25 protein-coding genes and 1 tRNA gene are annotated in these 25,901 nt (G+C 66.2%); 10 read left to right on the plus strand and 16 right to left on the minus strand.

All coding sequences use genetic code 11. From position 1 onward, the window contains the following. From thrC to argS, 4 genes are read right to left on the minus strand one after another with little or no spacing between them, the layout of a single operon-like run. Positions 1 to 1,107, minus strand: a complete 1,107-nt coding sequence (gene thrC, locus QI450_RS10710; RefSeq protein ID WP_226774445.1) for a threonine synthase — start codon at positions 1,105 to 1,107, stop codon at positions 1 to 3. Continuing rightward, positions 1,108 to 2,454, minus strand: coding sequence for a homoserine dehydrogenase (locus QI450_RS10715; RefSeq protein ID WP_226774444.1), 1,347 nt, complete (start codon positions 2,452 to 2,454; stop codon positions 1,108 to 1,110). It lies immediately after the preceding gene. Then, positions 2,455 to 3,957, minus strand: coding sequence for a diaminopimelate decarboxylase (gene lysA, locus QI450_RS10720; RefSeq protein ID WP_226774443.1), 1,503 nt, complete (start codon positions 3,955 to 3,957; stop codon positions 2,455 to 2,457). Between the two features lie 5 nt (positions 3,958 to 3,962). Next, entirely contained in the window at positions 3,963 to 5,612 is a 1,650-nt protein-coding gene (gene argS, locus QI450_RS10725) for an arginine--tRNA ligase (RefSeq protein ID WP_226774442.1), read from the minus strand. 185 nt (positions 5,613 to 5,797) lie between these two features. On the opposite strand from argS, the gene QI450_RS10730 reads away from it, so the two are divergent. The 6 genes from QI450_RS10730 to QI450_RS10755 all read left to right on the plus strand — a co-directional run bounded on the left by QI450_RS10730 (position 5,798) and on the right by QI450_RS10755 (position 10,534). Continuing rightward, a complete protein-coding gene (locus tag QI450_RS10730) occupies positions 5,798 to 6,235 on the plus strand; it encodes a hypothetical protein (protein WP_226774441.1) in 438 nt (145 codons plus the stop codon). 36 nt (positions 6,236 to 6,271) lie between these two features. Further along, positions 6,272 to 7,144: an FAD:protein FMN transferase gene (locus tag QI450_RS10735; protein ID WP_226774440.1), complete on the plus strand. Its 873-nt coding sequence runs from the start codon at positions 6,272 to 6,274 to the stop codon at positions 7,142 to 7,144. Further along, on the plus strand, positions 7,141 to 8,676 hold the full coding sequence (locus QI450_RS10740) for an oxidoreductase (RefSeq protein ID WP_226774439.1): 1,536 nt from the start codon (positions 7,141 to 7,143) through the stop codon (positions 8,674 to 8,676). The genes QI450_RS10735 and QI450_RS10740 overlap by 4 nt, the downstream gene beginning before the upstream one ends. A 78-nt stretch (positions 8,677 to 8,754) precedes the next feature. Continuing rightward, positions 8,755 to 8,827, plus strand: a tRNA-Arg gene (locus tag QI450_RS10745). Positions 8,828 to 9,056: 229 nt separating this feature from the next. Continuing rightward, positions 9,057 to 10,115, plus strand: coding sequence for a M4 family metallopeptidase (locus QI450_RS10750; RefSeq protein ID WP_226774438.1), 1,059 nt, complete (start codon positions 9,057 to 9,059; stop codon positions 10,113 to 10,115). Positions 10,116 to 10,222: 107 nt separating this feature from the next. After that, complete coding sequence (locus QI450_RS10755) at positions 10,223 to 10,534, plus strand: protealysin inhibitor emfourin (protein WP_226774437.1); 312 nt, start codon at positions 10,223 to 10,225, stop codon at positions 10,532 to 10,534. 13 nt (positions 10,535 to 10,547) lie between these two features. Here the strand turns inward: QI450_RS10755 and QI450_RS10760 are convergent, their stop codons facing one another. Beyond that, positions 10,548 to 11,516 (minus strand): helix-turn-helix domain-containing protein, encoded by a 969-nt coding sequence (locus QI450_RS10760; protein WP_226774436.1) that lies wholly within the window; start codon positions 11,514 to 11,516, stop codon positions 10,548 to 10,550. Positions 11,517 to 11,597: 81 nt separating this feature from the next. Between QI450_RS10760 and QI450_RS10765 the strand changes: the two genes are divergently transcribed. Continuing rightward, entirely contained in the window at positions 11,598 to 11,765 is a 168-nt protein-coding gene (locus QI450_RS10765) for a hypothetical protein (RefSeq protein ID WP_226774435.1), read from the plus strand. Between the two features lie 58 nt (positions 11,766 to 11,823). On the opposite strand, the gene QI450_RS10770 is transcribed toward QI450_RS10765, so the two are convergent. Further along, positions 11,824 to 12,414 carry an SDR family NAD(P)-dependent oxidoreductase gene (locus QI450_RS10770; protein ID WP_226774434.1) on the minus strand — a complete coding sequence of 197 codons (591 nt, stop codon included), beginning with the start codon at positions 12,412 to 12,414 and terminating at the stop codon, positions 11,824 to 11,826. Next, complete coding sequence (locus QI450_RS10775) at positions 12,404 to 12,814, minus strand: SDR family NAD(P)-dependent oxidoreductase (RefSeq protein ID WP_226774433.1); 411 nt, start codon at positions 12,812 to 12,814, stop codon at positions 12,404 to 12,406. Before QI450_RS10775 ends, QI450_RS10770 begins: the two co-directional genes overlap by 11 nt. Before the next feature lie 111 nt (positions 12,815 to 12,925). On the opposite strand from QI450_RS10775, the gene hrpA reads away from it, so the two are divergent. Next, on the plus strand, positions 12,926 to 16,954 hold the full coding sequence (gene hrpA, locus QI450_RS10780) for an ATP-dependent RNA helicase HrpA (protein WP_226774432.1): 4,029 nt from the start codon (positions 12,926 to 12,928) through the stop codon (positions 16,952 to 16,954). A 51-nt stretch (positions 16,955 to 17,005) separates the two neighbouring features. Here the strand turns inward: hrpA and QI450_RS10785 are convergent, their stop codons facing one another. The 5 genes from QI450_RS10785 to QI450_RS10805 all read right to left on the minus strand — a co-directional run bounded on the left by QI450_RS10785 (position 17,006) and on the right by QI450_RS10805 (position 20,569). After that, on the minus strand, positions 17,006 to 17,434 hold the full coding sequence (locus QI450_RS10785; protein ID WP_226774431.1) for an HIT family protein: 429 nt from the start codon (positions 17,432 to 17,434) through the stop codon (positions 17,006 to 17,008). Then, positions 17,431 to 18,603 carry an NAD(P)-dependent alcohol dehydrogenase gene (locus QI450_RS10790; RefSeq protein ID WP_226774430.1) on the minus strand — a complete coding sequence of 391 codons (1,173 nt, stop codon included), beginning with the start codon at positions 18,601 to 18,603 and terminating at the stop codon, positions 17,431 to 17,433. The genes QI450_RS10785 and QI450_RS10790 overlap by 4 nt, the downstream gene beginning before the upstream one ends. A gap of 99 nt (positions 18,604 to 18,702) precedes the next feature. Then, the gene (locus QI450_RS10795; RefSeq protein ID WP_282468006.1) at positions 18,703 to 19,089 is read right to left on the minus strand and encodes a hypothetical protein; all 387 of its coding nucleotides are present in this window, start codon (positions 19,087 to 19,089) and stop codon (positions 18,703 to 18,705) included. Then, positions 19,086 to 19,592: a MarR family winged helix-turn-helix transcriptional regulator gene (locus QI450_RS10800; protein WP_226774428.1), complete on the minus strand. Its 507-nt coding sequence runs from the start codon at positions 19,590 to 19,592 to the stop codon at positions 19,086 to 19,088. Before QI450_RS10800 ends, QI450_RS10795 begins: the two co-directional genes overlap by 4 nt. Positions 19,593 to 19,690: 98 nt before the next feature. Then, positions 19,691 to 20,569: a sulfurtransferase gene (locus QI450_RS10805; protein WP_226774427.1), complete on the minus strand. Its 879-nt coding sequence runs from the start codon at positions 20,567 to 20,569 to the stop codon at positions 19,691 to 19,693. 48 nt (positions 20,570 to 20,617) lie between these two features. Here QI450_RS10805 and QI450_RS10810 point away from each other — a divergent pair, with 48 nt between their 5' ends. Beyond that, complete coding sequence (locus QI450_RS10810; protein ID WP_226774426.1) at positions 20,618 to 21,745, plus strand: PLP-dependent cysteine synthase family protein; 1,128 nt, start codon at positions 20,618 to 20,620, stop codon at positions 21,743 to 21,745. A 13-nt stretch (positions 21,746 to 21,758) separates the two neighbouring features. Here the strand turns inward: QI450_RS10810 and QI450_RS10815 are convergent, their stop codons facing one another. Then, positions 21,759 to 22,415 (minus strand): MBL fold metallo-hydrolase, encoded by a 657-nt coding sequence (locus QI450_RS10815; RefSeq protein ID WP_226774425.1) that lies wholly within the window; start codon positions 22,413 to 22,415, stop codon positions 21,759 to 21,761. A gap of 105 nt (positions 22,416 to 22,520) precedes the next feature. Between QI450_RS10815 and QI450_RS10820 the strand changes: the two genes are divergently transcribed. Next, positions 22,521 to 22,994 carry a Fur family transcriptional regulator gene (locus QI450_RS10820; RefSeq protein WP_226774488.1) on the plus strand — a complete coding sequence of 158 codons (474 nt, stop codon included), beginning with the start codon at positions 22,521 to 22,523 and terminating at the stop codon, positions 22,992 to 22,994. Between the two features lie 13 nt (positions 22,995 to 23,007). Here QI450_RS10820 and QI450_RS10825 read toward each other — a convergent pair whose 3' ends face one another. The 3 genes from QI450_RS10825 to QI450_RS10835 form a co-directional block, all read right to left on the minus strand. Next, on the minus strand, positions 23,008 to 23,898 hold the full coding sequence (locus QI450_RS10825) for a metal ABC transporter permease (protein ID WP_226774424.1): 891 nt from the start codon (positions 23,896 to 23,898) through the stop codon (positions 23,008 to 23,010). Next, the gene (locus QI450_RS10830; RefSeq protein WP_226774423.1) at positions 23,899 to 24,714 is read right to left on the minus strand and encodes a metal ABC transporter ATP-binding protein; all 816 of its coding nucleotides are present in this window, start codon (positions 24,712 to 24,714) and stop codon (positions 23,899 to 23,901) included. A 163-nt stretch (positions 24,715 to 24,877) separates the two neighbouring features. Beyond that, a complete protein-coding gene (locus QI450_RS10835) occupies positions 24,878 to 25,843 on the minus strand; it encodes a zinc ABC transporter substrate-binding protein (RefSeq protein WP_226774422.1) in 966 nt (321 codons plus the stop codon). Between the last annotated feature and the right edge of the window lie 58 nt (positions 25,844 to 25,901).

A 25,901-nucleotide genomic window follows, 5' to 3' on the forward strand; every position in this document is an offset into this window, starting at 1 on the left:
CTATTTTTCTTCCAGTCCGAGGGCTGTGGCTACGGTGACGACGTCGTTGGCGACCTTGACGGGCTGCACTTCGCTGCCGTCCTCCGCGCGGAGCGCCCACTGCGGATCCTTGAGGCCGTGGCCGGTTACGGTGATGACAATTGTCTTGCCAACCGGCACCTCGCCGGCGGTGTGCTTTTTGATCAGCCCGGCGACGCCCGCAGCCGAGCCGGGTTCCACAAATACACCCTCACGGGCGGAGAGCCAGCGGTGGGCTGCCAGAATTTCCGCATCGGACACGGCTTCGATCACGCCGCCGGACTCGTCGCGCGCCGCAATGGCACTGTCCCAGGAGGCGGGGTTGCCGATCCGGATGGCTGTCGCAATCGTGTCGGGCTCGGTGATCGGATGGCCCGCGACAAAGGGTGCCGCGCCGGCTGCCTGGAAGCCCCACATCACCGGGGTCCTGGTGGACACGGCGGCAAGTGTGCCGGCGGTGGTGGATTCAAACGGCGCGCAGTACTCTTTATAGCCCTTCCAATACGCGGTGATGTTGCCGGCGTTGCCCACCGGGAGCACATGGAAGTCGGGAGCGTCCCCGAGCCAGTCAACCACCTCGAACGCGCCGGTTTTCTGGCCCTCGATCCGGGCCGGGTTGACCGAATTGACCAGGAAAACCGGGTAGGACTCCCCCAGTTTGCGGGCGATGTCGAGGCAGTTGTCGAAGTTTCCGTCGACCTGCAACAGGGTTGCGCCGTGGGCGATCGCCTGGCTGAGCTTGCCCATGGAGATCTTGCCTTCCGGCACCAGCACAACGCATTTCAGCCCGGCCGCGGTCGCATAAGCGGCGGCGGACGCGGAGGTGTTGCCTGTGGAGGCACACACAACGGCCTTGGCGCCGGCGGCCACCGCGGCCGTTATGGCCATCGTCATGCCGCGGTCCTTAAACGAACCGGTTGGGTTCATGCCTTCGACCTTGAGGTAGACCTCGCAGCCTGTGAGCGCAGAAAGCTGCTGGGCGTAAACGAGCGGAGTGCCGCCCTCCCCCAGGGTAATCACCTCGGTTGCCTCGGTGACCGGAAGACGTTCAGCGTACTCGCGGATAACGCCGCGCCATTGGTGAGCCACTTAGACTCCTTCTACCCGAAGGACGGATGTAACGGAATTGATAACGTCCAGGCCCTTGGCGGCCTCGACGGTGGCCGCCAATGCGGCCTCGCTTGCGCGGTGGGTGACGATCCGGAGTTCCGCCGACTCGATGTTGGAATCAGCATCGCGATGGGTGGTCTGCCGCATGATTTCAATGGAGACGCCGTGGTCGGCGAAAAGCCGGGCGATCTTGGCCAGCACACCGGGCTGGTCCGCGACGTCCAGGCCGATGTAGTAGCTGGTGGCAGCGGCAGTGATGGGAAGCGCCGATACCTTCCCCGTGGTGGTCTCGGCCCTGCCCGGGCCGCCCAGGACGATGCTGCGGGCTGCCGAGACAAGGTCCCCCATAACTGCGGAGGCCGTGGGCTTGCCGCCGGCACCCTGCCCGTAGAACATCAGCTCGCCGGCGTTTTCGGCCTCGATAAAAACGGCGTTGAATGCACCGCGTACTGCTGCCAGCGGGTGTTCGCGCGGCAGCAGCGTCGGGTGGACCCGGACCGAGACACCGGTGGTTCCTGCGGCGTCGGTTTCCGTGCCGGTTTCCCCACCTGCGGCCGTCAACTTTTCGGCGATCGCGAGCAGCTTGATGACAAAACCGGCGTCCTTCGCCGCGGCGATGTCGGCGGCGGTGACGGAGCTGATGCCCTCGCAATACACATCATCGAGGGAAAACCGCGTGTGGAAGGACAGCGAGGCAAGGATCGCGGCCTTGGAGGCGGCGTCGTGGCCCTCAACGTCGGCGGTGGGGTCGGCCTCCGCATAGCCCAGGCGCTGGGCCTCGGCCAGGGCATCGGCGAATTGCGCCCCGGTCGAATCCATCTGGTCCAGGATGAAGTTGGTGGTGCCGTTAACGATGCCGAGCACGCGGGTGATCCGGTCGCCGGAAAGGCTGTCCCGGATCGGGCGCAGGATGGGAATGGCGCCGGCGACGGCGGCCTCATAGGACAGCTGGACGCCGGCCTTGTCCGCTTCCTCGTGAAGCGTCGGGCCGTCTTTGGCAACGAGTGCCTTGTTGCCGGTGACGACGCAAGCGCCGTTCCGCATGGCAGCCAGGATCAGGCTGCGCGCCGGCTCGATCCCACCCATGAGCTCGATCACGAGGTCGGCGTCCTTGACCAGAGCGCCGGCGTCGGTGGTAAAGAGTTCCCGGGGAAGTTCAACATCCCGAGGAGCGTCGGTGTTGCGCACGGCAATACCAACGAGTTCCAGGCGGGCACCGGAACGCGAGGCCAGCATGTCGGCGTCGTCAAGGAGAATCCGCGCAACCTGGGCCCCAACATTGCCACAGCCCAGGAGGGCTACTTTCAGGGTTCGCAATTCAGTCATTCAGGCTCCCATGTCGCGGTTAAGCAGATCTTCTTCGGTTTCCCCGCGGACAATGAGCCGGGCAGATCCGTCGCGCACAGCGACAACGCCCGGCCGGGCCAGATAGTTGTAGTTGCTGGACAGGGCCCAGCAGTAGGCGCCGGTCCCCGGTACAGCGAGCAGATCACCGGCTGCCACGTCCTCGGGCAGGTATACATCTCTAACAACTATGTCGCCACTCTCGCAATGTTTGCCCACCACGCGGGACAGTTGCGGAGCCGCGGCGGTGGCGCGCGAGGCCAGGATTGCCGAGTAATCCGCGTCGTAAAGCACCGGGCGGGGGTTGTCGCTCATCCCGCCGTCCACCGACACATACCGTCGCGGGTACGTAACGTTTTTCCCTGAGTGTTCGCCCGGTGCACCGGAAACGTCGGTGCCGGCGGCCGGCGCATCCACCCGGACCGTCTTCAGGGTGCCTACTTCATACAAGGTGAAGGTGGTGCTGCCAACGATCGCACGGCCCGGTTCGATCGAAATCCTCGGGGCCGTAATGCCCAGCTGCTCGCATTTGGAACGGACGACGGCGGCCATCGCCTGCGCGATCTCGGCGGCCGGCCGCGGCGTATCCACAGGCGTGTACGCGATGCCGTAGCCGCCGCCAAGGTCGAGCTCGGGCAGCACTATCGAGTACTTGGCCTGCATCGCGGCAAGGAAGTCGAGCAGCTTCTCCGCCGCAAGGGCAAATCCGTCCGGCTCGAAGATCTGCGAACCAATGTGGCAGTGCAGGCCCAGAAGTTCAATGCCCGGGTAGCCCGAAGCCGCAGCCACGGCTTCCTCGGCCGCGGACAGCCCGGCCTGTTCGGTGGAATCCCCGGCCATGGAAAGCCCGAACTTCTGGTCCTCGTGGGCGGTGGCGATGAATTCGTGGGTGTGGGCGTGCACGCCCGGGGTCAGCCGCAGCATCACCTTCGCCGTTTCGCCGCGGGCGTCTGCGATCTTCGCTACGCGGTCCAGCTCGGCCAGGCTGTCGATGACGATCCGGCCCAGTTTCATGTCCAGGGCACGGTGGATCTCGGCGTCGGACTTATTGTTGCCGTGCAGCGCGACGTCCGCGCCGGGGATCCCGGCGCGGGCCGCGACGGCGAGTTCGCCGCCGGAGGCCGTGTCCAAGCGCAGCCCCTCCTCCTCCACCCAGCGGACCACCGCGGTGCACAGGAAGGACTTGCCCGCGTAGTAGACGTCCACTCCCCCGCAGATGTCGGCGAAAGCGTTATTAAAAGCATCGGAAAAAGCCCTGGCCCGGGCCCGGAAGTCGCTCTCGCTCAACACAAACAGCGGAGTACCGAACTCGCGCTGCAGTTCGCTGACGGCCAGCCCGTCTATGGTCAGCTCCCCGCTGTTATTGCGGGCCACCCCGCCGGCCCACAACGGCTTGTGCAGGGCGTTGAGGTCCGCGGGGACGGCCAGCCAGTCCGGCGCGAGCGGGGAGGCCGCACCGGAGGTGATGGAAGGGTTGGTGGTCATAACGGTTACATCCGTTCCGGCGCCGAGACGCCCAGCAGTTCCAGTCCGTTGGCCAGCACCTGGCTGGTGGCGTCGTTGAGCCACAGCCGGGTGCGGTTAAGGTCGGTGATCGGTTCGTCGCCCTGGGGCGCCACACGGCAGGCGTCATACCACCGGTGGTAGGCGCCGGCGATGACTTCCAGGTGGCGCGCCACGCGGTGCGGCTCGCGCAGTTCAGCGGCCCTGGCCACAATCGAAGGGTAACTGCCGAGGTAGGAGAGCAGCTCATTTTCGGTGGCGTGTTCCAGCAGGGACGCCTCGAAAGCGCTGCGGTCCACTCCGGCGGCGACGGCATTGCGGGCCGTACCGCAGGACCGGGCGTGCGCGTACTGGACATAGAACACCGGGTTCTCGTTGCTGTGTTTCTTCAGCAGTTCCGGGTCCAGGGTCAGTGGTGAGTCAGCAGGGAAGCGCGCCAGCGAGTAACGGACCGCGTCCTTGCCCAGCCAGGAGATGAGGTCCTTGAGCTCGATGATGTTCCCGGCGCGTTTGGAGAGCTTGGCGCCGTTGACCGAGACCAGCTGGCCGATCAGGACCTCGATGTTGACCTCCGGATCGTCCCCGGCAGCGGCAGCAATGGCCTTGAGCCGGTTGATGTAGCCGTGGTGGTCGGCACCGAGCAGGTAGATCTTCTCGGTGTAGCCGCGGTCCTTTTTGGACAGGTAGTAAGCGGCGTCGGCGGCGAAGTAGGTGGGTTCGCCGTTCGCGCGGATCATCACGCGGTCCTTGTCATCACCGAAGTCGGTGGTGCGCAGCCAGACCGCGCCGCCGTCGTCGTAGACGTGTCCTTGTTCCCGGAGCCGCGCTACGGCGTCCCCAATGGCGCCGGCGTCGTGGAGTTCCTGTTCGGAAAAGTAGACATCGAAGTCGACCCCAAAATCGGCCAGGGTCCGCTGAATGTCCTGCAGCTGGGCCTTGTACGCCGCGCCCCGGATCACCGGCAGGGCGGCGACGTCGGTCAGCTCGCGGATGTCCGGATGGCGGGTCAGTACCTCATGGCCCAGATCCGCGATGTACTCGCCCGGGTAGCCGCCTTCGGGCACTCCGCGGCCGCGAAGCCGGGAAAGCACTGAATCGGCAAAGACGTTCATCTGCGAGCCGGCATCGTTGACGTAGTACTCGGCCGTGACATCGGCGCCGGAGGCCCGGAGGACGCGGGCGATTGCATCGCCCAGCGCGGCCCACCGGGTATGGCCGATATGAAGCGGGCCGGTGGGGTTCGCGGAAACGAATTCCATGTTGATCGTGTGGCCGGCGAGCGCGGTATTGGTGCCGTAACCGGCTCCAGCTTCGACGATGGCCTTGGCCAGGGCGCCGGCAGCGCCGGCATCCACGGTGATGTTCAGGAACCCCGGCCCGGCGATCTCGACGGCGGACACCCCGGCAATGGACGTCAGCCGGGCACTGAGCAGGGAAGCAAACTCCCTCGGGTTGGTGCCCGCGGCCTTGGCCAGCTGTAGGGCAATGTTGGTGGCCCAGTCGCCGTGGTCCCGGTTCTTCGGACGCTCAACGCGCACCTCATCCGGGACGTCGGATGCGGAAAGTCCGATTTCACCGGCGGCGACGGCGTCTTTCAGGCAGGCGGATATGGCGAGGGAGAGTTCTTCAGGGGTCACGGTTCCAGCCTACCGGGGCGGTGGTGTGACGGGAATTTGGCGACTGTAGGACCGGCCCGGATCGCGGGATGAACCACTACGCTGAAATATACGTTGTCATGGGGTAACGGCGGCGGGCGCCGATCAATGCACGCAGCCGTCCGTCACCACCGCCTCCAATCGTCGCTACAGAAATGAGCCGCCGTATGACCACCTCGTTCCGGAAAAGCGTCTTCGTTGGCATCGCCGGACTCTCCCTGGTGGGCTCCGCGGCGGGCTGCGCACCCGGACAGGCCGCCGGAACCGCCGCGACCGGGACCGCACCGTCCGCCGCGGCAGGCACCGCCGCCTACAGGGACGGCACGTACAGCGCCGACGGCAGCTATGTCTCGCCCAACGGCACCGAGACCGTCGGCGTGACACTGACACTGGCCGCCGGTGCAGTATCCGATGTCCAGATCACCCCCCACCCATCCAACCCCAACACCAAGAAGTTCCAGGGCGAATTCGCCAGTGGCATCAAGGCCCAGATTTCCGGCAAAAGGCTCGACGAGATCAAGGTCAGCAAAGTGGCGGGCTCCTCGCTGACCAGCGGCGGCTTCAACCAGGCTGTCGAGAAGATCAAGGCCGAGGCCGCGTCATGACCAGCAAGTCATAGCCAGCAGCCGGCAGGAGGAAACGTGGCGCATCCGGGCTGGACCGGTTTCCGTTTCGAAGGAATCGGTACCCGTTGGGAGATCTCAACACCCGCACCGCTTCCGGACGCGCTCCGCCGCCGGCTGCTCGCCACCCTCTCGGACTACGACAGCGCCTGGTCCCGGTTCCGGCCGGACTCCCTGATCTCTGCCGCGGCGAGGCGGCCGGGCCGCTACGTCCTGCCGGCCGAGGCAGCCACCCTGGGGCCGCTCTATCAGACGCTGTATACGCTCACCGGCGGTGCCATGACACCGCTCATCGGCGCCAGCCTCGAACAGCTCGGCTATAACGCCGGGTACTCCCTGCGCCCGGTCGGGGTGCCCTTGCCTGCCCCGGTTTGGGACGAGGTGCTGAACTGGCAGGGAAGGGTGTTGACCATCAGCGCCCCGGTGGTGATCGACGTCGGGGCCGCCGGCAAAGGCCAGCTGGCGGACCTGATGTCCGCAGTACTTCGCGACGCCGGGATCGAGGAACATTTCATCGATGCCGGCGGTGATTTGCTCAATGCCGGCGCCCTGGGTGTGGATGTGGGCCTTGAGCATCCTTATGATCCTGACCGGGCCATCGGCATCGTGCGTCTGGGATCCGGCGCACTTTGCGGGTCCGCTGCAAACCGGCGGGCCTGGGGCGACGGACTGCACCACGTGCTGGACGGAACCACCGGGGTGCCGGTGCGCACCGTCGTTGCCAGCTGGGCCATGGCTGCGACGGCCATGGTCGCCGATGCACTGGCAACTGCGCTGTTTTTCGTCGAGGGATCCCGTTTGCAGGAGACATTCGACGTCGCCTGGCTGACGGTCCACTCGGACGGCCACGCCGAGTACTCAGCCGATTTTGAAGGGGTGCTGTTCCCATGACCACCACAATCCCGACACCTCTCAGCTCACGGCTGGACGCAGCCCTGGGCCGGTTTACGATGTACCGGCTGGTCCTGTGGGTCCTGGCCGTGCTGGCCGGCTACAGCCTGTTGCTCGATGTGCTCGGCTGGCTGACGTTCGGGCTCCCGGAGATGACCGCCCACCTGGTCCTCTGCCTGGGCTTGAGCTATGCCTCCAACCGGGGCCTCGCAGCAGTGTTCCATGTGCGGCCGCACTCCGAGTCGGCGCTGATTACCGGGCTGCTGCTGTACTTCCTGTTCTGGCCGACGCAGTTCTCGGCCGGGCTGCAGTACCTGGATCTGGCCGGTGTCGCCCTCGCCTGCGTGCTGGCCTCGGTATCTAAATACGCGCTGGCCTGGCGCGGCCGCCACCTTTTCAACCCGGCGGCGGCGGGGGCGTTCCTCACCGGGCTGACCGGACTCAACATCGCCACCTGGTGGGCCGCCACCCCGGCAATGCTCTGGCTGGTGCTGCCCGGGGTCCTGCTGGTGCTCTACCGGGTCCGGAAGCTGCTGATGGCGTCCGTGTTCACGCTGGTTGCAGTGTCAGTTGTAGCCGTGGAACTGCTGCGCACCGGGATGCTGCCGGGCGAGGCGCTGTGGCAGACCCTGGCACAGCGCCCGGTGCTGTTCTTCGTCGGTTTTATGCTCACCGAGCCGCTCACCCTGCCGCCGCGGCGGTGGCAGCAGCTGGCGCTGGCCGCCGTCGTCGGGCTGCTGTTCGCCGTCCCGTACAACCTGGGCTTCGTGGCCAATTCCCCCGAACTGGCGCTGCTGGCAGGGAACGCCCTCGCTTTTGCCGCCGGCCAGCGCGGCCGTGTGCTGCTCCGCTTCCGGGGCTCGCGTCCGTTGACCCCGACGACGACGGAATTCAGCTTCCAGCCGGAGCGCCCGCTCCGCTTCACCCCGGGACAGTACATCGAACTGAACCTGCCGCATTCGAAGGCCGACCACAAAGGCCGGCGGCGGGTCTTCAGCCTGACCAATCCGCCGGACTCGACCTCGCTGACGATCGGGGTCGGGACGGGCGGTCAGCTCTCCACGGCAAAACAGTCGCTCCTGGCCCTGGAACCCGGCCAAGAACTGACGGCCACCAGCATCGGCGGCGACTTTGTGCTGCCGCGGGCGGCCGGAGCGCCGGTGCTGCTGATCGCGGCCGGTATCGGCATCACCCCGTATCTGGCCCAGCTGACCGGGGCTTCCGCCGGTGCGCGGGACGTGGTCCTGCTGTACCTCGCCGTGAGTGCCGCCGAACTCGCCTACGCCGATGAGCTCGAACGCACCGGCGTCCGGGTTATCGCCCGCCTGGCCGACGGGTCCGCCCCGCCGGCGTTTATGCAGGACGCGGGCGCCGTCCGGATCGATGGTGCCTCGCTGAAAGATCTTGTTCCCGACGTCGCGGACCGGGATGTCTACGTGTCGGGCTCGCCGGCGAGTGTCCGCTCACTCAGCGCCGCTGCCCGCCGGTCCGGGGCTCGGAGGATCCACGTGGACTCCTTCTCCGGCTACTGAGCGCGTCGATTTTCCCTTGGAGGCCCCCTTCCTGCTAAGCTCTAGGACGTCCCGCCGGTAACGGCAGGAACCCTGACTGCCCTCGTAGCTCAGGGGATAGAGCGTCTGCCTCCGGAGCAGAAGGTCGTTGGTTCGATTCCAATCGAGGGCACAAACAAGAACCCCGCCGTTTCATTGAAACGGCGGGGTTCTTTGCATCTCGACGCAACGGGCAGGCGGACGGGGCATTCAAGGCGCGCCACCCTGCCATTTGTCGGTGCCCGCTCGTAGGCTGGGTGCATCGGCAGCGGGGTCTCGGCCTGGTGGCTGGAGGCGGTGGCCTGCCCGGGTGCGGCCACCGCACCACTACCGGATCCCGCCGAAGCGCAAAGGGGTCTCACATGTACTGCACCATCATTCCTCCGTATTTGCTCCGCCGCCTGGCAGCCCAGCACGGACCCGAACACTCCGCGGTAGCGCGTGCAGCCAAGGAAGCCCTGCTGCACGTCCCGGGGTTTCAGGCTTCCCGTGCCACACCCGGGCCAGGCAGCCATCCCGCCCTGCGCGAACTTAGGCCGTCCCCACCGGAACGGACAGTCTATGACGCCAAATCAGCCGAGCAACTCCCCGGCAGCATGGTCCGCAAGGAGGGTGAGCCACCCGTCAACGACCCCGCAGCCAACGAGGCCTACGACGGTCTGGGCCACACCCACCGGCTCTACGCCGAGGCCTTCGGCCGGAACTCCATCGACGGCAATGGACTTCACCTTGATGCCACGGTTCACTATGGCCGCCTGTACGACAACGCCTTCTGGGACGGCCGGCAGATGGTCTTCGGCGACGGCGACGGCGAGGTTTTCGAGCGGTTCACAAAGTCCCTGAGTGTGATCGGCCACGAACTCGCCCATGGCGTCACGCAGTACTCGGCCGGCTTGGTTTACCGCAACCAGGCAGGCGCACTGAACGAATCAATGTCAGATGTCTTCGGCGCCCTGGTTGAGCAGTTTCTCGGGAAGCAGACGACGGCGGAGGCCAGCTGGCTGATCGGCGAGGGCCTCTTTACGGACAAGGTCCAGGGGGCCGCCCTGCGTTCCCTCAAAGACCCCGGCACTGCGTATGACGACGACGTTCTCGGCAAGGACCCGCAGCCGGGCTCGATGGAAGGCTATGTGCGCACCAGTGCCGACAACGGCGGCGTGCACATCAACTCCGGCATCCCCAACCGGGCGTTCTACCTCGTGGCGGCGGCGCTGGGCGGCAACGCCTGGGAGGCGCCGGGACGGATCTGGTACGAAACGCTGACGGGCGGCACCCTGGCTCCGGATGCCACCTTCGGCGCATTCGCCAAGGCCACTGCGGCCTCGGCCGGGGAGCTTTTCGGAGCCGAATCCAAAGAGCATGACGCCGTGCTCTCCGCGTGGGAAACTGTGAAGGTAAAGTTCACTGGCGTCCGGCGGTAGACTTCCCGGTCCCGCTCCGGATCCCGTGAACGTCACCGCCCTAAAAATTCGAGGTCCATGCAAATGGCCGTCCTACCAAACCCGTTTTCGATTCAAGCCGGTGCCTAGTGAAGATTACTGTCCAGCGCAGCGGTGGCATTGCCGGCATAAAGCGGACGTGGACCGTGCAACCCGCGCCGCCGGAGGATACGGATCTCTGGCAACCGCTGATCGAGGCCTGCCCCTGGGACACGGTCCCGGCTGCGGCCCGGGGAGCCGACGGGGGGCAGCCCGACCGGTTCCTGTACAACATCCGGGCCGGACAGCGGCGCGCCACCCTGCCGGAGAACGCCGTCACCGGACCGTGGCGGGACCTCGTGGAAACGGCCAAAGCTGCGGCGGAGCCAACGTCGGGCGGGGTGACCGCGCCGCTTCGATGACTCAGCGGGTCCGTTAGACAGCAGTCGACAGGTGTCCGCGGAAAGTACGGCGGTAGGACTGCGGGCTGGTGTCAAGCACCTTGGCGAAGTGGTGCCGCAACAGCACCGAATGGCCGAAACCTGAGGCGCGGGCGATCTCGTCAATAGTGAGGTCAGTGGTCTCCAACAGCTCCTGGGCGCGGAGTACACGCTGGGAATTGAGCCAGGCAGCAGGGGTGGCGCCCGTTTCGGAACGAAACCGACGGGCGAACGTCCGGGGTGACATATGGACGCGGGCGGCAAGTTCATTGACCGGATGCTCCTCCCCCAGATGGCGGAGCATCCATTGCAGCAATTCCTCCATGGGCGCGGAGCCGCAGGCCGGTATTGGCCGGTCGATGAATTGGACCTGGCCCCCGTCCCGGTGCGGCGGCACCACCATGTCCCGGGCGATGGCCGCTGCGACGGCGGCCCCAAATTCCACCCGGACCAAATGCAGGCAGGCGTCGATACCTGCGGCCGTGCCGGCACTCGTGATGATTCGGCCGTCTTCGACGTAAAGGACGTCCTCGTCGACCAAAACTGCAGGGTACTGTCCGGCGAGCTCCCGGGAAAAGTGCCAGTGGGTGGTGCAGCGGCGGCCGTCCAGCAGTCCAGCCCGGGCCAGCGCAAAAGCCCCGGAACAGATGGACATCACCCAGGCACCGCGGGCGTGCGCGGCACGGAGCGCCTCAAGGACGGGTTCGGGAAGGTCCCCGTCCCGGTCGTAGGGGGTCATGATCACGAGGTCCGCGTCCGCCGCGGCGTCGAGCCCGAAATCTATCCGCATGGACAGTCCTGACTTCATCGGGACATCGCCGGGTACCGGAGTGCAGACCCGAAAATCAAAAACCGGCACGCCGGTTCCGCGCTCCGAGCGATCGACGCCAAACACTTCGAAGGCCGTCGCGAATTCGAAGATTGAAAAGCGCGGCACCACGATCATCGCCACTGAGTTGATCATCAAGCAAGCTTGGCAGAAATTATGTCTTTATGGGCATTTCTGCCACTTTGTTTGACCCCCGGACCGGCGAACCATGGAGCTATGGAACTCGTCGGAATCACCGTCGTTATCCTAACCGTCGTTGGCATCGGCGCCACGGTCTCCGCACTGCGCAGGGACGGGCCGGGCCACAACCCGCCGGTCCGTTCGGACGACTACCGGTCCGCACGGGACCTGCCCAGCGTCAGCCATACCCTCCGGATCTTCTGAGCCGGGCGAAAGGAGGCACCGCGGCCGGTCCACGGACCGGCAATGGGGCCTCCTTTTATTAGCTCCGGCCGCCGTGGGCGGCTACGGAGAGTGGTTGCCATTCGTTCCAGGCAGCCAGCCGCGCTTCATAATCGGCCGTCACGATCCCCAGCGGCGCCTCGCCGAAGAAGATGCGCAACGGGGGCGCCTCAGAGTCGACCAGCGTCAGGATGGCATCCCTCGTAGCCACGGGATCTCCCGGCGTTCCGCGGCGGCTGGGCCGATTGGCGGCCTGCTCCCGCACCGCGTCGTAGGCCGGCAGGGCGTTGGAGTGGCGCGCCGAGCTGCCGCCCCAATCCGTGGCGAAGCCGCCTGGCTCGATCAATGTCACTTTGATGCCGAAGCCTTCCACTTCCTGCGCGAGCGACTGGCTCAGACCCTCCAGCGCCCACTTGGAGGCGTGGTAGATGCCCACAGTGGGGAATGCCGAGACGCCGCCTACGGAGGACACCTGCAGGATGTGGCCGCTGCCCTGGCTCCGCAGGAACGGCAACGCAGCCTGGGTTACCCACAGCGCACCAAAAAGATTCGTCTCGATCTGGTCCCGGGCCTCTGACTCGCTTAGTTCCTCAACCGTCCCGAACTGGCCGTAGCCGGCGTTATTGACCACAACGTCGAGCCGGCCGAAGTGCTGCTGTGCCTTGGACCTGGTGCACTGCTGCGACCGGACCGTAGATGGAGAATTCCACCGGGCCCACAAGGTCCGCCGGGGTCGTCTCAAGCACCGGTCGCATAAAGTCTTTTTGCGGCAGCGGACTGTACTGCAGGACCTCAATCGGGCCGAGTGCCTCGGTGGCGCGTTCCAGTGCCGTGGTGATCGATTCGGGATTACGGACATCTGCTGCGAAGCCCCGGGCTTCGATGCCGTCGCCGGCCAGCTCCGCGGCCAGGGCATCAACGTTTCCCTGGTGACGGGAAATCAGCGCGACAGCGAAGCCTTCCGCGCCAAAACGCCGCGCGACCGCCTTGCCGAGTCCGGAACCCGCTCCAATGATTGCGATAGTAGTCATAGTGAGGCCAAGACCATCAGGTACCGACATATTCTTCAGTATGCTTAGTTTCTTCGTGCGGACGGCACTGGCGGCGCTGGCCCGAGAGTTCCCAGTAGACTGTCTGAAGCCATGACTTTTCATATTTCCTACCCCGCCGAGCTGCCCGTTTCCGAGCGCCGCGAGGACCTGATGGCGGCCATTGCGGCCAACCAGGTGACCATCATTGCCGGCGAGACCGGCTCAGGTAAGACGACCCAGATTCCCAAGATGTGCCTGGAGCTGGGCCTGGGCGAGAACGGCCTGATCGGTCACACCCAGCCGCGGCGGCTCGCGGCCCGCACCGTGGCCGAACGCATCGCAGAGGAACTCGGCGTGGAGATCGGCCAGGAGGTCGGCTTCCAGGTCCGGTTCACGGGCGAGGTTGGCCGCAACACCAAGGTCAAGCTTATGACCGACGGCATTCTGCTGGCGGAGATCCGGCGCGACAAGCTGCTGCGGAAATACAACGCCATCATTATCGATGAAGCCCACGAGCGCAGCCTGAACATCGACTTCATCCTCGGCTACCTCAAGCGGATCCTGCCGCAGCGGCCGGATCTGAAGATCATCATCACCTCGGCCACCATCGACCCGCAGCGCTTCGCAAAGCACTTCGGCAGCGAGGACGTACCGGCGCCGATCATCGAGGTCTCCGGTCGGACGTTCCCGGTCGAAATCCGCTACCGGCCGCTCTCCCAGCCGGCCGGCGGAGCCACCGGCGATGACGCGGACACGGCCTCCGACGATGAACTGGAGGAGGACCGTGACCCGTTGGACGCCGTCTGCGACGCCGTCGACGAACTCGCGCAGGAAGCCCCCGGCGACATCCTCATCTTTTTCTCCGGCGAGCGTGAAATCCGCGACGCCGCCGAGGCCCTCAACGGCAGGATCCAGTCCAACCGGAAGCTCGCCGGAACCGAGGTGCTCCCGCTCTTCGCCCGGCTGAGCCTGCAGGAACAGCACAAGGTCTTCCACCCCGGGGCCAAGCGCCGGATTGTGCTGGCCACCAACGTCGCTGAGACCTCCCTGACCGTCCCCGGCATCAAATACGTCATCGACACCGGCACCGCCCGCATCTCCCGCTATTCGCACCGCACCAAGGTCCAGCGCCTGCCGATCGAGCGGGTATCCCAAGCCTCGGCAAACCAGCGTTCGGGGCGCTGCGGCCGTGTCTCGGACGGCATTGCCATCCGGCTGTACTCGGCGGAGGACTTTCAGTCCCGCCCGCCGTTCACCGATCCGGAAATCCTGCGCACCAACCTCGCCGCAGTCATCCTGCAGATGACCGCTATGGGAGTCGCCCGCGGGCCGAAGGATGTCGAAAACTTCCCGTTTGTGGAGCCGCCGGACTCCCGCGCCATCAACGACGGCGTCGCCCTCCTGCGCGAGCTCGGTGCCCTGAGCACAGCACGTGCGCCGGAGGAGACGGGTGAGCGCGCGGGCCGCCGGCTGCCGGCCGGTGCCGACGGGAGGAGCGGCGGGGCCCTGACCGCCGTCGGGCAGCAGCTTGCCCAGCTGCCGGTGGACCCGAGGCTCGGCCGGATGATCGTCGAGTCCGGCAAGCGCGGCTGCGTCCGCGAGGTCATGATCCTTGCCGCGGCCCTCACCATCCAGGATCCGCGCGAGCGCCCGACCGACAAGCAGCAGCTCGCTGCGGAGAAACACGCGCGGTTCCGGGATGAGAACTCGGACTTCACCGGGTTCCTGAATCTCTGGAACTATCTCCAGGAAAAGCAGCAGGAGCTCTCCTCCACCGCGTTCCGCCGGCTCTGCCGTGCCGAGTTCATCAACTACCTGCGTGTCCGCGAGTGGCAGGACCTCTTCGCCCAGCTGCGCCAGCTGGCCCGGCCGCTCGGCATCAGCCTGGACAACAAGCGCCTCGCCGATCCGGTGGGCAACCATGAGGGCATCCACATCAGCCTGCTCTCGGGCCTGCTGAGCCATGTTGGCATCCTTGACGAGCGCAAGCGCGAATACGCAGGCGCCCGCGGCAGCCGCTTCGCGATTTTCCCGGGATCGGCCTTGTTCAAGAAGTCCCCCACCTTCGTGATGGCCGCTGAGCTGGTGGAGACGAGCAGGCTGTGGGCGCGGGTGGCCGCGAAGTTCGATCCCCTCTGGGTGGAGCAGGTAGCGCCGGACTTGGTCAAGCGCAGCTACAGCGAGCCGCATTGGTCCAAAAAGATGGGTTCGGTGATGGCCCATGAAAAGGTCACGCTGTACGGCGTGCCCATCATCCCGAGCCGCCGGATCAACTACGGCAAGGTGGACCCCGAGCTCTGCCGGGGGCTGTTCATCCGCCATGCCCTCGTCGAGGGTGACTGGCAGACCCACCACAAGTTCTTCCACCGCAACCGGGCCCTGCTGCACGAGGTCGAGGAGCTGGAGGCACGGATGCGGCGCCGGGACATCCTGGTGGACGACGAGACGCTCTTCGAGTTCTACGACGCCCGGATCGGCAAGGACGTTGTCTCCGAGCGGCACTTCGACAAGTGGTGGAAGGACGCGCGGCAGCAGGACCCGGCGCTGCTCGATTTCGACCAGGCGTTGCTGATCAGTGAGGACGCAGATGCCCTGGATGACTCGGCCTACCCGAAGACCCTGCTGCACAAGGGCTTTGAGCTGCCGCTGAGCTATGAGTTCCATCCCGTCGCCCCCGGGTCGCCGCCCAACCCGTCCGACGGCGTCACCGCCGAGGTGCCCGTGCTGTTCCTGAACCAGCTGGACGACGCGGCGTTCCGCTGGCTCATTCCGGGCCAGCGCGTGGAGCTGGTCACCGCCCTGATCAAGTCGCTGCCCAAGCAGGTGCGTAAGAACTTCGTGCCGGCACCGGACGTCGCCCGGCAGGCCGTCGCAGCCCTCGAGGCGGACTTCGATCCGGCCGCCGACGAGCTGGAGGCCTCCCTCGAGCTGGTCCTGCGCCGGATCCGCGGCCAGGTCATCCCGCCGCATTCCTGGAGCTGGGACGCTGTTCCCCCGCACCTGCGGGTCAGCTTCCGAGTGGTGGATTCCGGCGGAAAGATACTTGAGGAAGGCAAGGACCTTTCAGTGCTGCAGGATCGGCTGGCACCGGCTACCCGCCGCGCCATCGCGGAGTCGCTGGGCGCCACGCCCGCAACAACGGCGCCGCGGTCCGGCATTATGGGCCACGGCACGTCCAAGAACTCGGTGGCCCGCACCGGGACAGCGCAGGCTGCCGGCACGGCGTCTACAACTGCGGCCTCCGGGGAGGCCGCAGCCTCGACCGGTTTCGCCGAGAAGGCGGCACTGACCTCCTGGTCCTTCGGAACAGTGCAGCGCGAGGTCCGGGGCACCGTGAAGGGCCACACCGTCACCGGCTACCCTGCGCTCGTGGATGAGGGAGCGTCGGTGGCGCTCCGGCTTTTCCAGACCAGCTCCGAACAAGAGCAGGCCATGCGCGGCGGCGTCATCCGCCTGCTCGCACTGAGGGTGCCGCCGCCGGACCGCTACGTCCTGGAACACCTGAACAACGCGGAAAAGCTGACGTTCAGCCAAAACCCGCACGGCTCCGTGACGGCATTGATTGCCGACTGCGCCCTCGCCGCCATCGACAAGCTCACCCCTGCCGCTCTGCCGTGGGACGAAGGATCGTTCAACGCCCTGTACGAGAAAGTCCGGGCGGACCTCATCGATACGGTCTTTACGGTTACCGCCGTCGTGGAGCGGATTCTCGCCAGCACCCGGCGGATCGAGCGGGCGCTCAAAGGCACAACGAGCCTGGCCCTGATCAGCGCACTCAACGACATCAAGAGCCAGCTGGAGCAGCTTGTGTTTCCCGGTTTTGTGGCACGCACCGGCTACAGCCAGCTCAGCCAGCTGCCGCGCTACCTCGCGGCGATCGAGAAGCGCCTCGAGAAACTCCCAACGAACGTCGCGCGGGACGCCCAGCACATGGCCGCCGTCCAGGCACTGGAGGACGACTACGACGACGCCGCGTCGGCACTGCTGCCGGGCAGGCGGGCCGGGACCGAGTTAACCCAGGTCCGCTGGATGATCGAGGAGCTCCGGGTGAGCCTCTTCGCCGTCGAGCTGGGGACAGCCTATTCCGTCTCGGAAAAGCGGATCCGCGCTGTGCTCAACAAGGCGCTGGCACCTGCCTGACGCCCCGTTAGGGCCGTCAGGCCGGTGCCAGCGGCTCCGAGCGGCGACGCCTCAGGCGTCCGGAACGTGCGCCGAGTGTCCGGCTTTCCGGAGCCCTTCGCGGAGCTTTTCGGCGTTGGCGTCCAGCCGGGTCGGATCGGGATTCTGGTCCACCGAGCCAAAGTCGAAGTCCGCCATGGTGCGGGACGGCCACACATGGACATGGAGGTGGTTGACCTCGTAGCCGGCCACAATCAGGCCGGCGCGTGCCGCGTCGAACACCCCGACCTGGACTGCCCCGATCGTCTGGGCCACCTGCATCACGCGGGCCAGCATTTCAGCGGGCGCATCGGTCCAGCGGTCCACCTCCGCGGTTGGCACCACAAGGGTGTGTCCGTCGGCGAGCGGGCCTACCGTAAGGAAGGCCACAACGTCGTCCTCGCGCCAGACGAAGCGGCCGGGGATCTCGCCGTTGATGATCCTGGTGAAGAGAGTGCTCATGCGTCTGCCCTTTCCGAGGGTGTTCCGAGGGTACTGGTGTCCAGGACAAAACGGTACTTCACGTCTCCGGCCACCATGCGGTCGTAGGCCGCATTGAGCTGGTCGGCGCGGACCACCTCAATGTCGGAGGTGACACCGTGCTCGGCGCAGAAGTCCAGCATTTCCTGGGTCTCGGCGATGCCGCCGATCAGTGAGCCTGCGTACGCGATCCGACGGCGGATCAATGCGCCCGGGTTCACCGGTGGCATCTCCTCGGAGGGCAGCCCCAGCTGGAAGAGCGCCCCGTTCACGCGCAGGGTCCGGAAGTACGGGTTGAGGTCATGCGGCGCGGCGACGGTGTCGATGATGACGTCGATGCTGCGGTTCGCGGCGTCCATCGCGGCCTCGTCGCGGGACAGGATGACGTCATCGGCGCCGAGTTCGCGGGCGGCGGCGACCTTGGACTCCGAGGTGGTGAAGACCTTCACTTCGGCGCCCATGGCCTTGGCGAGCTTCACAGCCATGTGACCCAGTCCGCCGAGGCCAACGACGCCGACAACGTCCCCCGCCTCGAGGCCGAAGTGGCGCAGCGGGGAATAGGTGGTGATGCCTGCACACAGCAGCGGGGCCGCGGCAGCCGGATCAAGGCCGTCCGGGATATGCAGGACGTAGCGGCGGTCCACAACCACAGAGGTGGCGTAGCCGCCCTGGGTGATGGCGTCCCCGTTGCGGCGGTCCTGCGCGCCGTAGGTCCCGGTCATGCCGTCTTCGCAGTACTGCTCCAGGCCGTCACGGCAGCTCTCGCATTCACGGCAGGAATCAACCAGGCACCCGACGCCCACCCGCTCGCCGAGGCTGAACTCGTCGACTGCGGAGCCGACACGGCTGACCCGGCCCACGATTTCGTGGCCGGGAACCAGCGGATAGTTCTGGGTTCCCCATTCGCCCCGTGTGGCATGGACGTCCGAATGGCAGAGTCCGCAGAACTCGATGGCGATTTCGACGTCGTCGTCCTTCGGCGCGCGGCGCGCAACCGTCAAGGGAACCAACCCGCTGTCGCTGGCGGTAGCGCCGTAAGCGGCGGCGAGGCTCGGGCCCGGGGTGAGGGTGTCCGTGCTGTCGGTAGTGCCCGCGGTCAGATCGGGAAGCGGCTTGGCAAGGGGCGGCGGTACGGGGCGTCCAGGTGTCATAGTTTGACGCTACCCGCGGGAGCGGCCGCTATGCCACTCGCCGCGGGAAGTCGGCGGTACCGCCCGCCGCCGCCCGGACGTCTGTTCAGCAAGGAAATGCTAGTTCAGCGACAGGACAAGGTAGAGGAGTGCGAGGACCAGTACTGTCGGGGTCATAGTGAGTCGTTCGGGTTTACTGCGCGAGATCCCATTCATCACAACGCCCAGGGCGAAGTATGCCGTCAGCGCCCAGGCGGCGGCCGCGGTCACGTCGTCGTTGATCACCGGCGGGGCGAGCCCGGCCTTTGCCAACGCCGTATAGGCAAACAGGCCATAGAGGACAACGGACACGGCGCTCCCTATCCTGAGTTTGGCCGGGAGGACGGTGTGGTATCCGCCCCACGCCATCCTGCCGAGCGGAGCTCCGCAGATGAGTGCAAGCTGAAAAATCCCGAGGCCGGCCAGGATTACGCACGCGGCTAACGCGGCGAGCTGATCTACCGTCACAACGAACCCCCGCTCGGGTCCGGTGCCGGGACCTCCCGGCCCGGCCGCCGGGCTTCTTCGGGCCGGAGGACGCGCAGGGCATTTTCGATAATCCGGTCGAGCTGTTGAACCAATGCTTCTTCATCCACGCCCGCATCGACTCCGTCCTGATGGGTTTCGAGACCCTGCCACGCGCTCGCCAGCAGCGCGGTTCCCTTGGGCGACAACGAGATCGTGTTTGCCCGGGCGTCCCGTGGGTCCGGTCGCACGATGACCAGATCGTCGCCGATCAGCCGTCCCAGCCGCTGCGTGATGGAAGCCCGGGAGACGTCGAGGGCGTCCGCGATCTGCCGTTGAGCCTGGGGCCCGGAGGTGCCGAGGGTGAGGAGGACCAGGAAACCCGAGTAGCCGATTCCGTGATGTTCCAGAAGGTAGCGGTCTGCTATCCGGTCCACCAGGGCCGTAGCACGGTGGAGCTTGAAGACTGCACTGCCGACGATGTCCTGATGTTCGCTGTTAGTCATTTCGTTAAGTAGTTAACTAAATGACCCAGGGATTGTCAAGGGGTGGGCACCACGGCAAGAGCCACAGCCCGGGCCGGGGCGGGAATACGAACGAATGGCTAGCGCGGTGAGTCCCCGGAACTGTTCCCGCCGTACGGCTCGTCCCCGGTCACCACAGGGTGGGAAACACTGTTGCACCACTCGGAGAACGAGCCCGGATACAACGCAGCAGGAAATCCGGCGATCTCAAGGGCTGCAATTTCGTGGGCCGCCGTGACGCCGGATCCGCAGTAGACCGCGATGGGCACGTCGGCGCGCGCCCCGAGACCGGCGAAGCGTTCCCGCAACACGTCCGCGGGCAGGAACTTACCATCCGCTCCAAGGTTGGCCGTGGTGGGTGCGCTCACGGCGCCCGGAATATGGCCGGCTCGCGGATCCACCGGCTCGAATTCGCCGCGGTATCTCTCCCCCGCCCGGGCATCGAGCAGCAGTCCGTGCTGCCCCCACGTTGCCGCCTGGCCCTCGTCAACCACCTCCATGGCAGGCCCCGTCAGCACCACGTCGCCTTGCCCCGTTGCAGGTTCTCCGCTTTCGACGTCGAAGCCCGCGTCGAGCCAGGCGGCCAGGCCGCCGTCGAGCAGGCAGACATCGCGGACCCCGGCCTGGCGGAGCATCCACCAGAGCCGGGCGGCGGCGAGGTTGCCGCTGTTGTCATAAGCAACCACAACGTCGCCGGTGCGGATGCCCCAGGAGCGGGCTGATCGTTGGAAGTGGTCCCGGCTCGGAAGCGGGTGGCGGCCGCGGCGCGGGTCCGCGGGCCCGGCCAGTTCATTGGCGAGGTCCACAAAGACCGCCCCGGGCAGGTGTTCGGCGAGGTAGTGCTCCCGGCCGTTCGGGTCGCCGAGCGCCCAGCGCACATCAAGCAACACGGTCCGCCGTTCCATGCTGTCTGCGCCGAGGCGGTTATGTAGGGCCGCGACGTCCATAAGGGTCTGCATGCCCCAACTCTAACCAGGGGAATCTGGCGCCGCAGGTAGGCTTGTGCGGTGATCACAGCGCGAGAGCAGGACAGGGCCTGGGCCGATGAGGCCATTCGCAGAGTCAACGCAGAGAACAACCGCTCCGCCGACACACACTTGTACTCGGTGCCGCTGCCCGAACAGTGGGGCGTCCGGCTCTACCTCAAGGACGAGTCGACCCACCGGACCGGAAGCCTTAAGCATCGGCTGGCCCGCTCGCTGTTCCTGTTCGGGCTGGTGAACGGCTGGATCTGCGAAGGCACCACGATTGTTGAAGCCTCCAGCGGCAGCACGGCAGTCTCCGAAGCCTACTTCGCCCGGCTGCTCGGGCTGCCGTTCATTGCGGTGATGGCCCGGACCACGAGCCGCGAGAAAATCGCACTGATCGAACAGTTCGGCGGTTCCTGCCTGCTGGTGGACCACGCCTCGGAGGTTTATGAGGCGGCCGCGGAACTCGCACGGCGGACCAACGGCCACTACATGGACCAGTTCACCTATGCCGAGCGTGCCACGGATTGGCGGGGCAACAACAACATTGCCGAGTCAATCTTCGACCAGCTCGCCTTGGAAGAGCACCCGGTCCCCCGCTGGATCGTGGTTGGCGCCGGCACCGGCGGCACCAGCGCAACCATCGGCCGCTATCTCCGGTATCACCGCCACAACACCGAACTGGCCGTAGTGGATCCGGAGAATTCAGCGTTTTACCCCGGCTGGCTGGAAAGCCGGGGCACGCCCGCCAGCACGCCGGTGCCCGGCAGGGCCGCGCTCGCCGCGCCGGCCGGCGAATGCCAGCCGTCACGGATCGAAGGCATCGGCCGGGCGCGGCTGGAACCCAGCTTCGTCCCGGCCGTCATTGACCACATGATCCCGGTTCCGGACGCGGCGTCGGTGGCCGCGATGCGGCACCTGCTTGTCCATGCCGGCCTGCACGCCGGCCCTTCCACTGGAACCAACCTGTGGGGTGTGTGGCAACTCATCGCAGAGATGATCGCCCAGGGACACCGGGGCAGCGTGGTGTCCCTGATGTGCGACGGCGGAGACCGCTACGCCGGAAACTACTACAGCCCGGAGTGGCTGCGGTCCCAGGGCCTCGACCCCGAACCGCATGAAGCGACCATCCGGGAATTCTTCGCCAGCGGAGCCTGGCCGTCCTAGGCTGAACGCCTTCCTAAACCTCCACTGCGTCACCGGTCGAGAGGTGCAGGTATTCGGTGCCGTACTTGGCTCCGAAGCGGGACACATGCCCTTCCACCAGTCCGCGCCCGCTCTCATTGAGCAGGGCATCGTGGATCGGGTAGGCCTTCCGGGCCCGGACGCCGATCACGAAATCAATAACCTCCCCCACCTTGCTCCAGGGCCCGTGGATCGGTACCAGCAGGGTCCGGACGTCCACACCATCGGGCACAATGAAGGAATCGCCCGGGTGGTAGACGTTCCCGTCCACGAGGTAGCCGATATTGGCCACCACCGGAATCTGCGGATGGATCAGTGCGTGCTGCCCGCCGAAACTCCGGACGGCGAACCCGGCCGTTCCAAACTCGTCGCCGGGTTCCACCGGGTGGACCCTTGACGCCGCCTCGGGCGCCTTTTCCCGCAGTTTCGCCGCGACCCCGGCCGGCGCGAAAAGCTGCAGGGTGGCGCCGGCAAGAAGTGCGGCAGTAACGGCCTCGACATCGATGTGGTCGGCGTGTTCGTGGGTGATCAGCACCGCATCCGCGCCGGCGAGGGCCCGGTCTGTTTCCGAGAAGGTCCCGGGGTCGAACACCAGCACCTTGCCGTCCTTCTCGAGCCGGACACAGGCATGGGTGAACTTCGTGAGCAACATCAGGCCAGCCTAAGGTCCTGGCCCGGCGGTGTCCATGTGCCCGGCTGGTAATCTGGGACCTTGCCATCACACCGTATCCAGACCTCCAGCGAAGCGAGTTCCACCATGTCCCAAGGCGCCTCCGCCGACGGCGCCCGGGCTACGGTGCCTGCCCCCGCCCCAGCCCCTGGCCCGGCCAAGGAGCAGCGTGTCACCAGGCAGCGCCTCGCGGTCAGCGCCGTCCTGGACGAACTGACCGACTTCGTCAGCACCCAGGAGCTGCACAGGATTTTGCAGGACCGCGGCACCTCGGTGTCCCTAGCCACCTCATACCGGATCCTGCAGTCCCTCTCGGACGAGGGCCTGGTGGATGTCCTCCGGAACGCCGACGGCGAAGCCGTGTACCGCCGCTGTGCCGTCACCGGGCACCACCACCATCTGCTGTGCCGCAACTGCGGCAAGGCCGTCGAAGTAGAGGCCCCCGCCGTCGAGGCCTGGGCCGCGCGGACGGCAACCGAACACGGCTTCACAGTGGTGGAACACACCGTCGAGATTTTCGGGCTTTGCCCGGATTGCACTGCCCGCCAGGCTGGGAAGTAGCGCCGGCGGCAGCTCAGGCCGCCGGAACGGCGGCATCCCGCAGTACGCGTCCATTCAGTCCGCGTTTGGCCCGGACCCCGCCAACTACCCGGCAGATGACGTAGATCAGGAACGACAGCGTCGTCACATACGGACTAATGGGGATCCGCCCGCCGAGGGCCAGCATAATGCCCCCGACCGTGGCCGTCATGGCGAACGCCACGCTGAGGATTACCACCAGCCCGGGTGAAGACGTCACCCGCATGGCCGCAGCAGCGGGTGTGATCAGCAGTGCCAGCACCAGCAGGGCGCCAACAATCTGGATGGAAAGCGCAACGCTGACACCGAGCAGCAGCATAAACCCGAGGGCAAGCGCCCGCACGGGCACGCCGCGCGCGGACGCAACGTCGGGGTCCACACTGGCGAAGGTCAGCGGCCGCCAGATGCCCACCAGGGCAAGCATAACGACGACGGCAACCACAGCCAGCACCTGGAGCTGGACGGTTCCGACGGAGACGATCTGTCCGGTCAGCAGCCCGAACTTATTGGCGGCCCGGCCCTCGTACAGGGAGAGGAAAAGGATGCCCAGGCCCAGGCCGAACGGCATAATAACGCCGATGATCGAGTTTTTGTCCCGGGCCCGGACTCCCAGCAGGCCCAGCAGCAGCGCCGCCACAACGGATCCCACCAGGGAGCCCAGGATGATGTCAGCCCCGATCAGCAAGGCAAAGGCGGCACCGGCAAAGGAGAGTTCTGAGATTCCGTGGACGGCGAAGGCCAGATCCCGCTTCATTACGAAGGTTCCCATTAGTCCGCCGAGCAGGCCCAGGACCGCCCCGGCCCAGAGGGAATTCTGGACCAGCGCGAGCAATTCGCCGTAGTTCTCGAAGTTGAAGATTGATGCCAGCAGGCTTTCCAGGTCCATCTAGCCCACCTCCCCCGCCACCACATGGGTGTCCTCGTGGTGATGCGTGGCGCCGTCCGGCAGCCCGACCACAATCAGCCGTCCGTTGGCGTGGATCACTTCGACGTGGCTGTCGTAGAGATCTGAGAGGACCTCGGTGGTCATAACTTCCGCTGGCGGGCCCACCCGGAACCGTCCGCCGGCCAGGTAGAGGACCCGGTCAACATAGTCCATGATCGGGTTGATCTCGTGCGTGACAAAAACCACAGCACTGTCCCGGTCATGGCACTGCCGGTTGATGAGCGCACTCACGGCCTGCTGGTGCTGGAGGTCCAGGGACAGCAGTGGCTCGTCGCACAGCAGCACCTGCGGGTCGGTCGCCAGTGCCTGCGCCACCCTCAGCCGCTGCTGCTCGCCGCCGGACAGCTGGCCCACCGGGACCATCGCGTAGTCGGATGCCCCCACCAGCTCGAGGAGCTCATCGATCCGGCGGTTCACCTTTGCCGCGCCCAGCCGCAGTCCCCACCGGTGGCCGTCAACGCCCAGCCCAACGAGGTCGCGGGCGCGCAGGGGTGTGTCGGGATCAAAGGATTTCTGCTGCGGAACGTAGCCGATCCCCCGGCTGCCCCGCTCTACAGGCCGGCCGGCGAGCACGGCCGAGCCGGAGCTCAGCTCCTGCAGTCCCAGCAGGACCTTGAGGAAGGTCGTTTTTCCACTGCCGTTAGGTCCGAGCACAGCGAAGAATTCGCCCGGATTAATGTCCAGGTCCAGGCCCTCCCACAACGTCCGCTTGCCGAACGTCAGGGAGGCCCCACGGAGGCTCACTACGGGTGTCAACTTGGGTTTCCTCGAATTCTTCGCAAGCCCGGGACTCGCGTTCTCTGGGTGGACTGTCGGATCGGCGGGTCCGGCCAGGGGCCTGTTAGCACTGTCCCGCCCATCTTAGGCCCGCGGCTACCCGCGGGCCTGCGCCGGTGGTCCTGCCACCGGGGGCGGCGTTTTAGGCCAGGGCCTTGGCGATGTTGTCGACGTTGTCCGTCATCCACTGCAGATAGCTGTTGCCCTCCGTCAGCGTCTCACTGAAGTTCACGACCGGGACCCCAGCGGCCGCTGCCGCGTCTTTGACGGCGGCCGTTTGCGGACCTTCGGTCTGCTGGTTATAGGCAAGCAGCCTGATGTTGCCCGAGCCCATGAGGTCGGTCGTGGCTTTGAGCACCGCCGGCGGGACATCCGTGTCTTCTTCGATTGCGGTGGTGTAGTCGGCCGGGGTCTGGTTTTCCAAGCCGGCAGCCTCCAACAGGTAGAGCGGCACGGGTTCCGTCACGGCAACGGGCGCCACGCCGGTGCTGGCCTTGATTTCCGCCAGCCTGGTTTCGAGCCCGCCGAGTGAATTCTTGAACGCCGCAGCATTGCTGCGGAAAGTTCCGGCCCCGGACGGTTCAAGCTCGCCCAGCTTCGCCGCGACGGCATCAGCCAGCCTGGCCATGGCAGGCAGGCTGTACCAGACATGCTCGTTGAAGCCGCTGCCGCCATGCCTGTGTGTCTGGTCATCGGCACCTGCCGACGCGCCTGCCGGCTCCTCCGGGGCCAGCCCGGAGAGCTCCACGGCATTGAGGATGTTGTTGTGGTCCAGTCCTGTGTCCTCGGCCAGCTTCTGCAGGAAGTCGTCGTAGCCCCCGCCGTTCTCCACCACCAGCTCGGCCTTGGACACAGCCAGCTTGTCCTGCGTAGTGGCTTCATAAGAGTGCGGGTCCTGGCTGGTGCGCGAAATGATGGAAGTCACCCGCACCTTGTCCCCTCCGATGGTGCCCACGATGTTGCCGAACACACTTGTGGAGGCGACGACGTCGACGATTCCGTCGCCCGCACCCGCGGCGGAGTTCCGCGGTGTTGGGGTGCAGGCGGTCAGCATCAAGGTGATGCCGGCGACGGCGGCAACGACGGCACGGGCGGCAGGACGACGCACGGGTAACCTCGGATCAGTTATTGAGAATCAGGAGCAATAGCAACAAGTCGAGTGTATC

This window comes from Arthrobacter sp. EM1 (genome assembly GCF_029964055.1).
GTDB lineage: Bacteria > Actinomycetota > Actinomycetes > Actinomycetales > Micrococcaceae > Arthrobacter.

Coding starts and splice junctions, on each gene's coding strand:
- QI450_RS10730 (WP_226774441.1), top strand. CDS start 5,798: ATGACCACCTCGTTCCGGAAAAGCGTCTTCGTTGGCATCGCCGGACTC.
- QI450_RS10775 (WP_226774433.1), bottom strand. CDS start 12,814: ATGACTACTATCGCAATCATTGGAGCGGGTTCCGGACTCGGCAAGGCG.
- QI450_RS10715 (WP_226774444.1), bottom strand. CDS start 2,454: ATGACTGAATTGCGAACCCTGAAAGTAGCCCTCCTGGGCTGTGGCAAT.
- QI450_RS10790 (WP_226774430.1), bottom strand. CDS start 18,603: ATGACACCTGGACGCCCCGTACCGCCGCCCCTTGCCAAGCCGCTTCCC.
- QI450_RS10805 (WP_226774427.1), bottom strand. CDS start 20,569: ATGCAGACCCTTATGGACGTCGCGGCCCTACATAACCGCCTCGGCGCA.
- QI450_RS10815 (WP_226774425.1), bottom strand. CDS start 22,415: ATGTTGCTCACGAAGTTCACCCATGCCTGTGTCCGGCTCGAGAAGGAC.
- QI450_RS10750 (WP_226774438.1), top strand. CDS start 9,057: ATGTACTGCACCATCATTCCTCCGTATTTGCTCCGCCGCCTGGCAGCC.
- QI450_RS10820 (WP_226774488.1), top strand. CDS start 22,521: ATGTCCCAAGGCGCCTCCGCCGACGGCGCCCGGGCTACGGTGCCTGCC.
- QI450_RS10800 (WP_226774428.1), bottom strand. CDS start 19,592: ATGACTAACAGCGAACATCAGGACATCGTCGGCAGTGCAGTCTTCAAG.
- QI450_RS10760 (WP_226774436.1), bottom strand. CDS start 11,516: ATGATCAACTCAGTGGCGATGATCGTGGTGCCGCGCTTTTCAATCTTC.
- hrpA (WP_226774432.1), top strand. CDS start 12,926: ATGACTTTTCATATTTCCTACCCCGCCGAGCTGCCCGTTTCCGAGCGC.
- QI450_RS10785 (WP_226774431.1), bottom strand. CDS start 17,434: ATGAGCACTCTCTTCACCAGGATCATCAACGGCGAGATCCCCGGCCGC.
- lysA (WP_226774443.1), bottom strand. CDS start 3,957: ATGACCACCAACCCTTCCATCACCTCCGGTGCGGCCTCCCCGCTCGCG.
- QI450_RS10825 (WP_226774424.1), bottom strand. CDS start 23,898: ATGGACCTGGAAAGCCTGCTGGCATCAATCTTCAACTTCGAGAACTAC.
- QI450_RS10740 (WP_226774439.1), top strand. CDS start 7,141: ATGACCACCACAATCCCGACACCTCTCAGCTCACGGCTGGACGCAGCC.
- QI450_RS10765 (WP_226774435.1), top strand. CDS start 11,598: ATGGAACTCGTCGGAATCACCGTCGTTATCCTAACCGTCGTTGGCATC.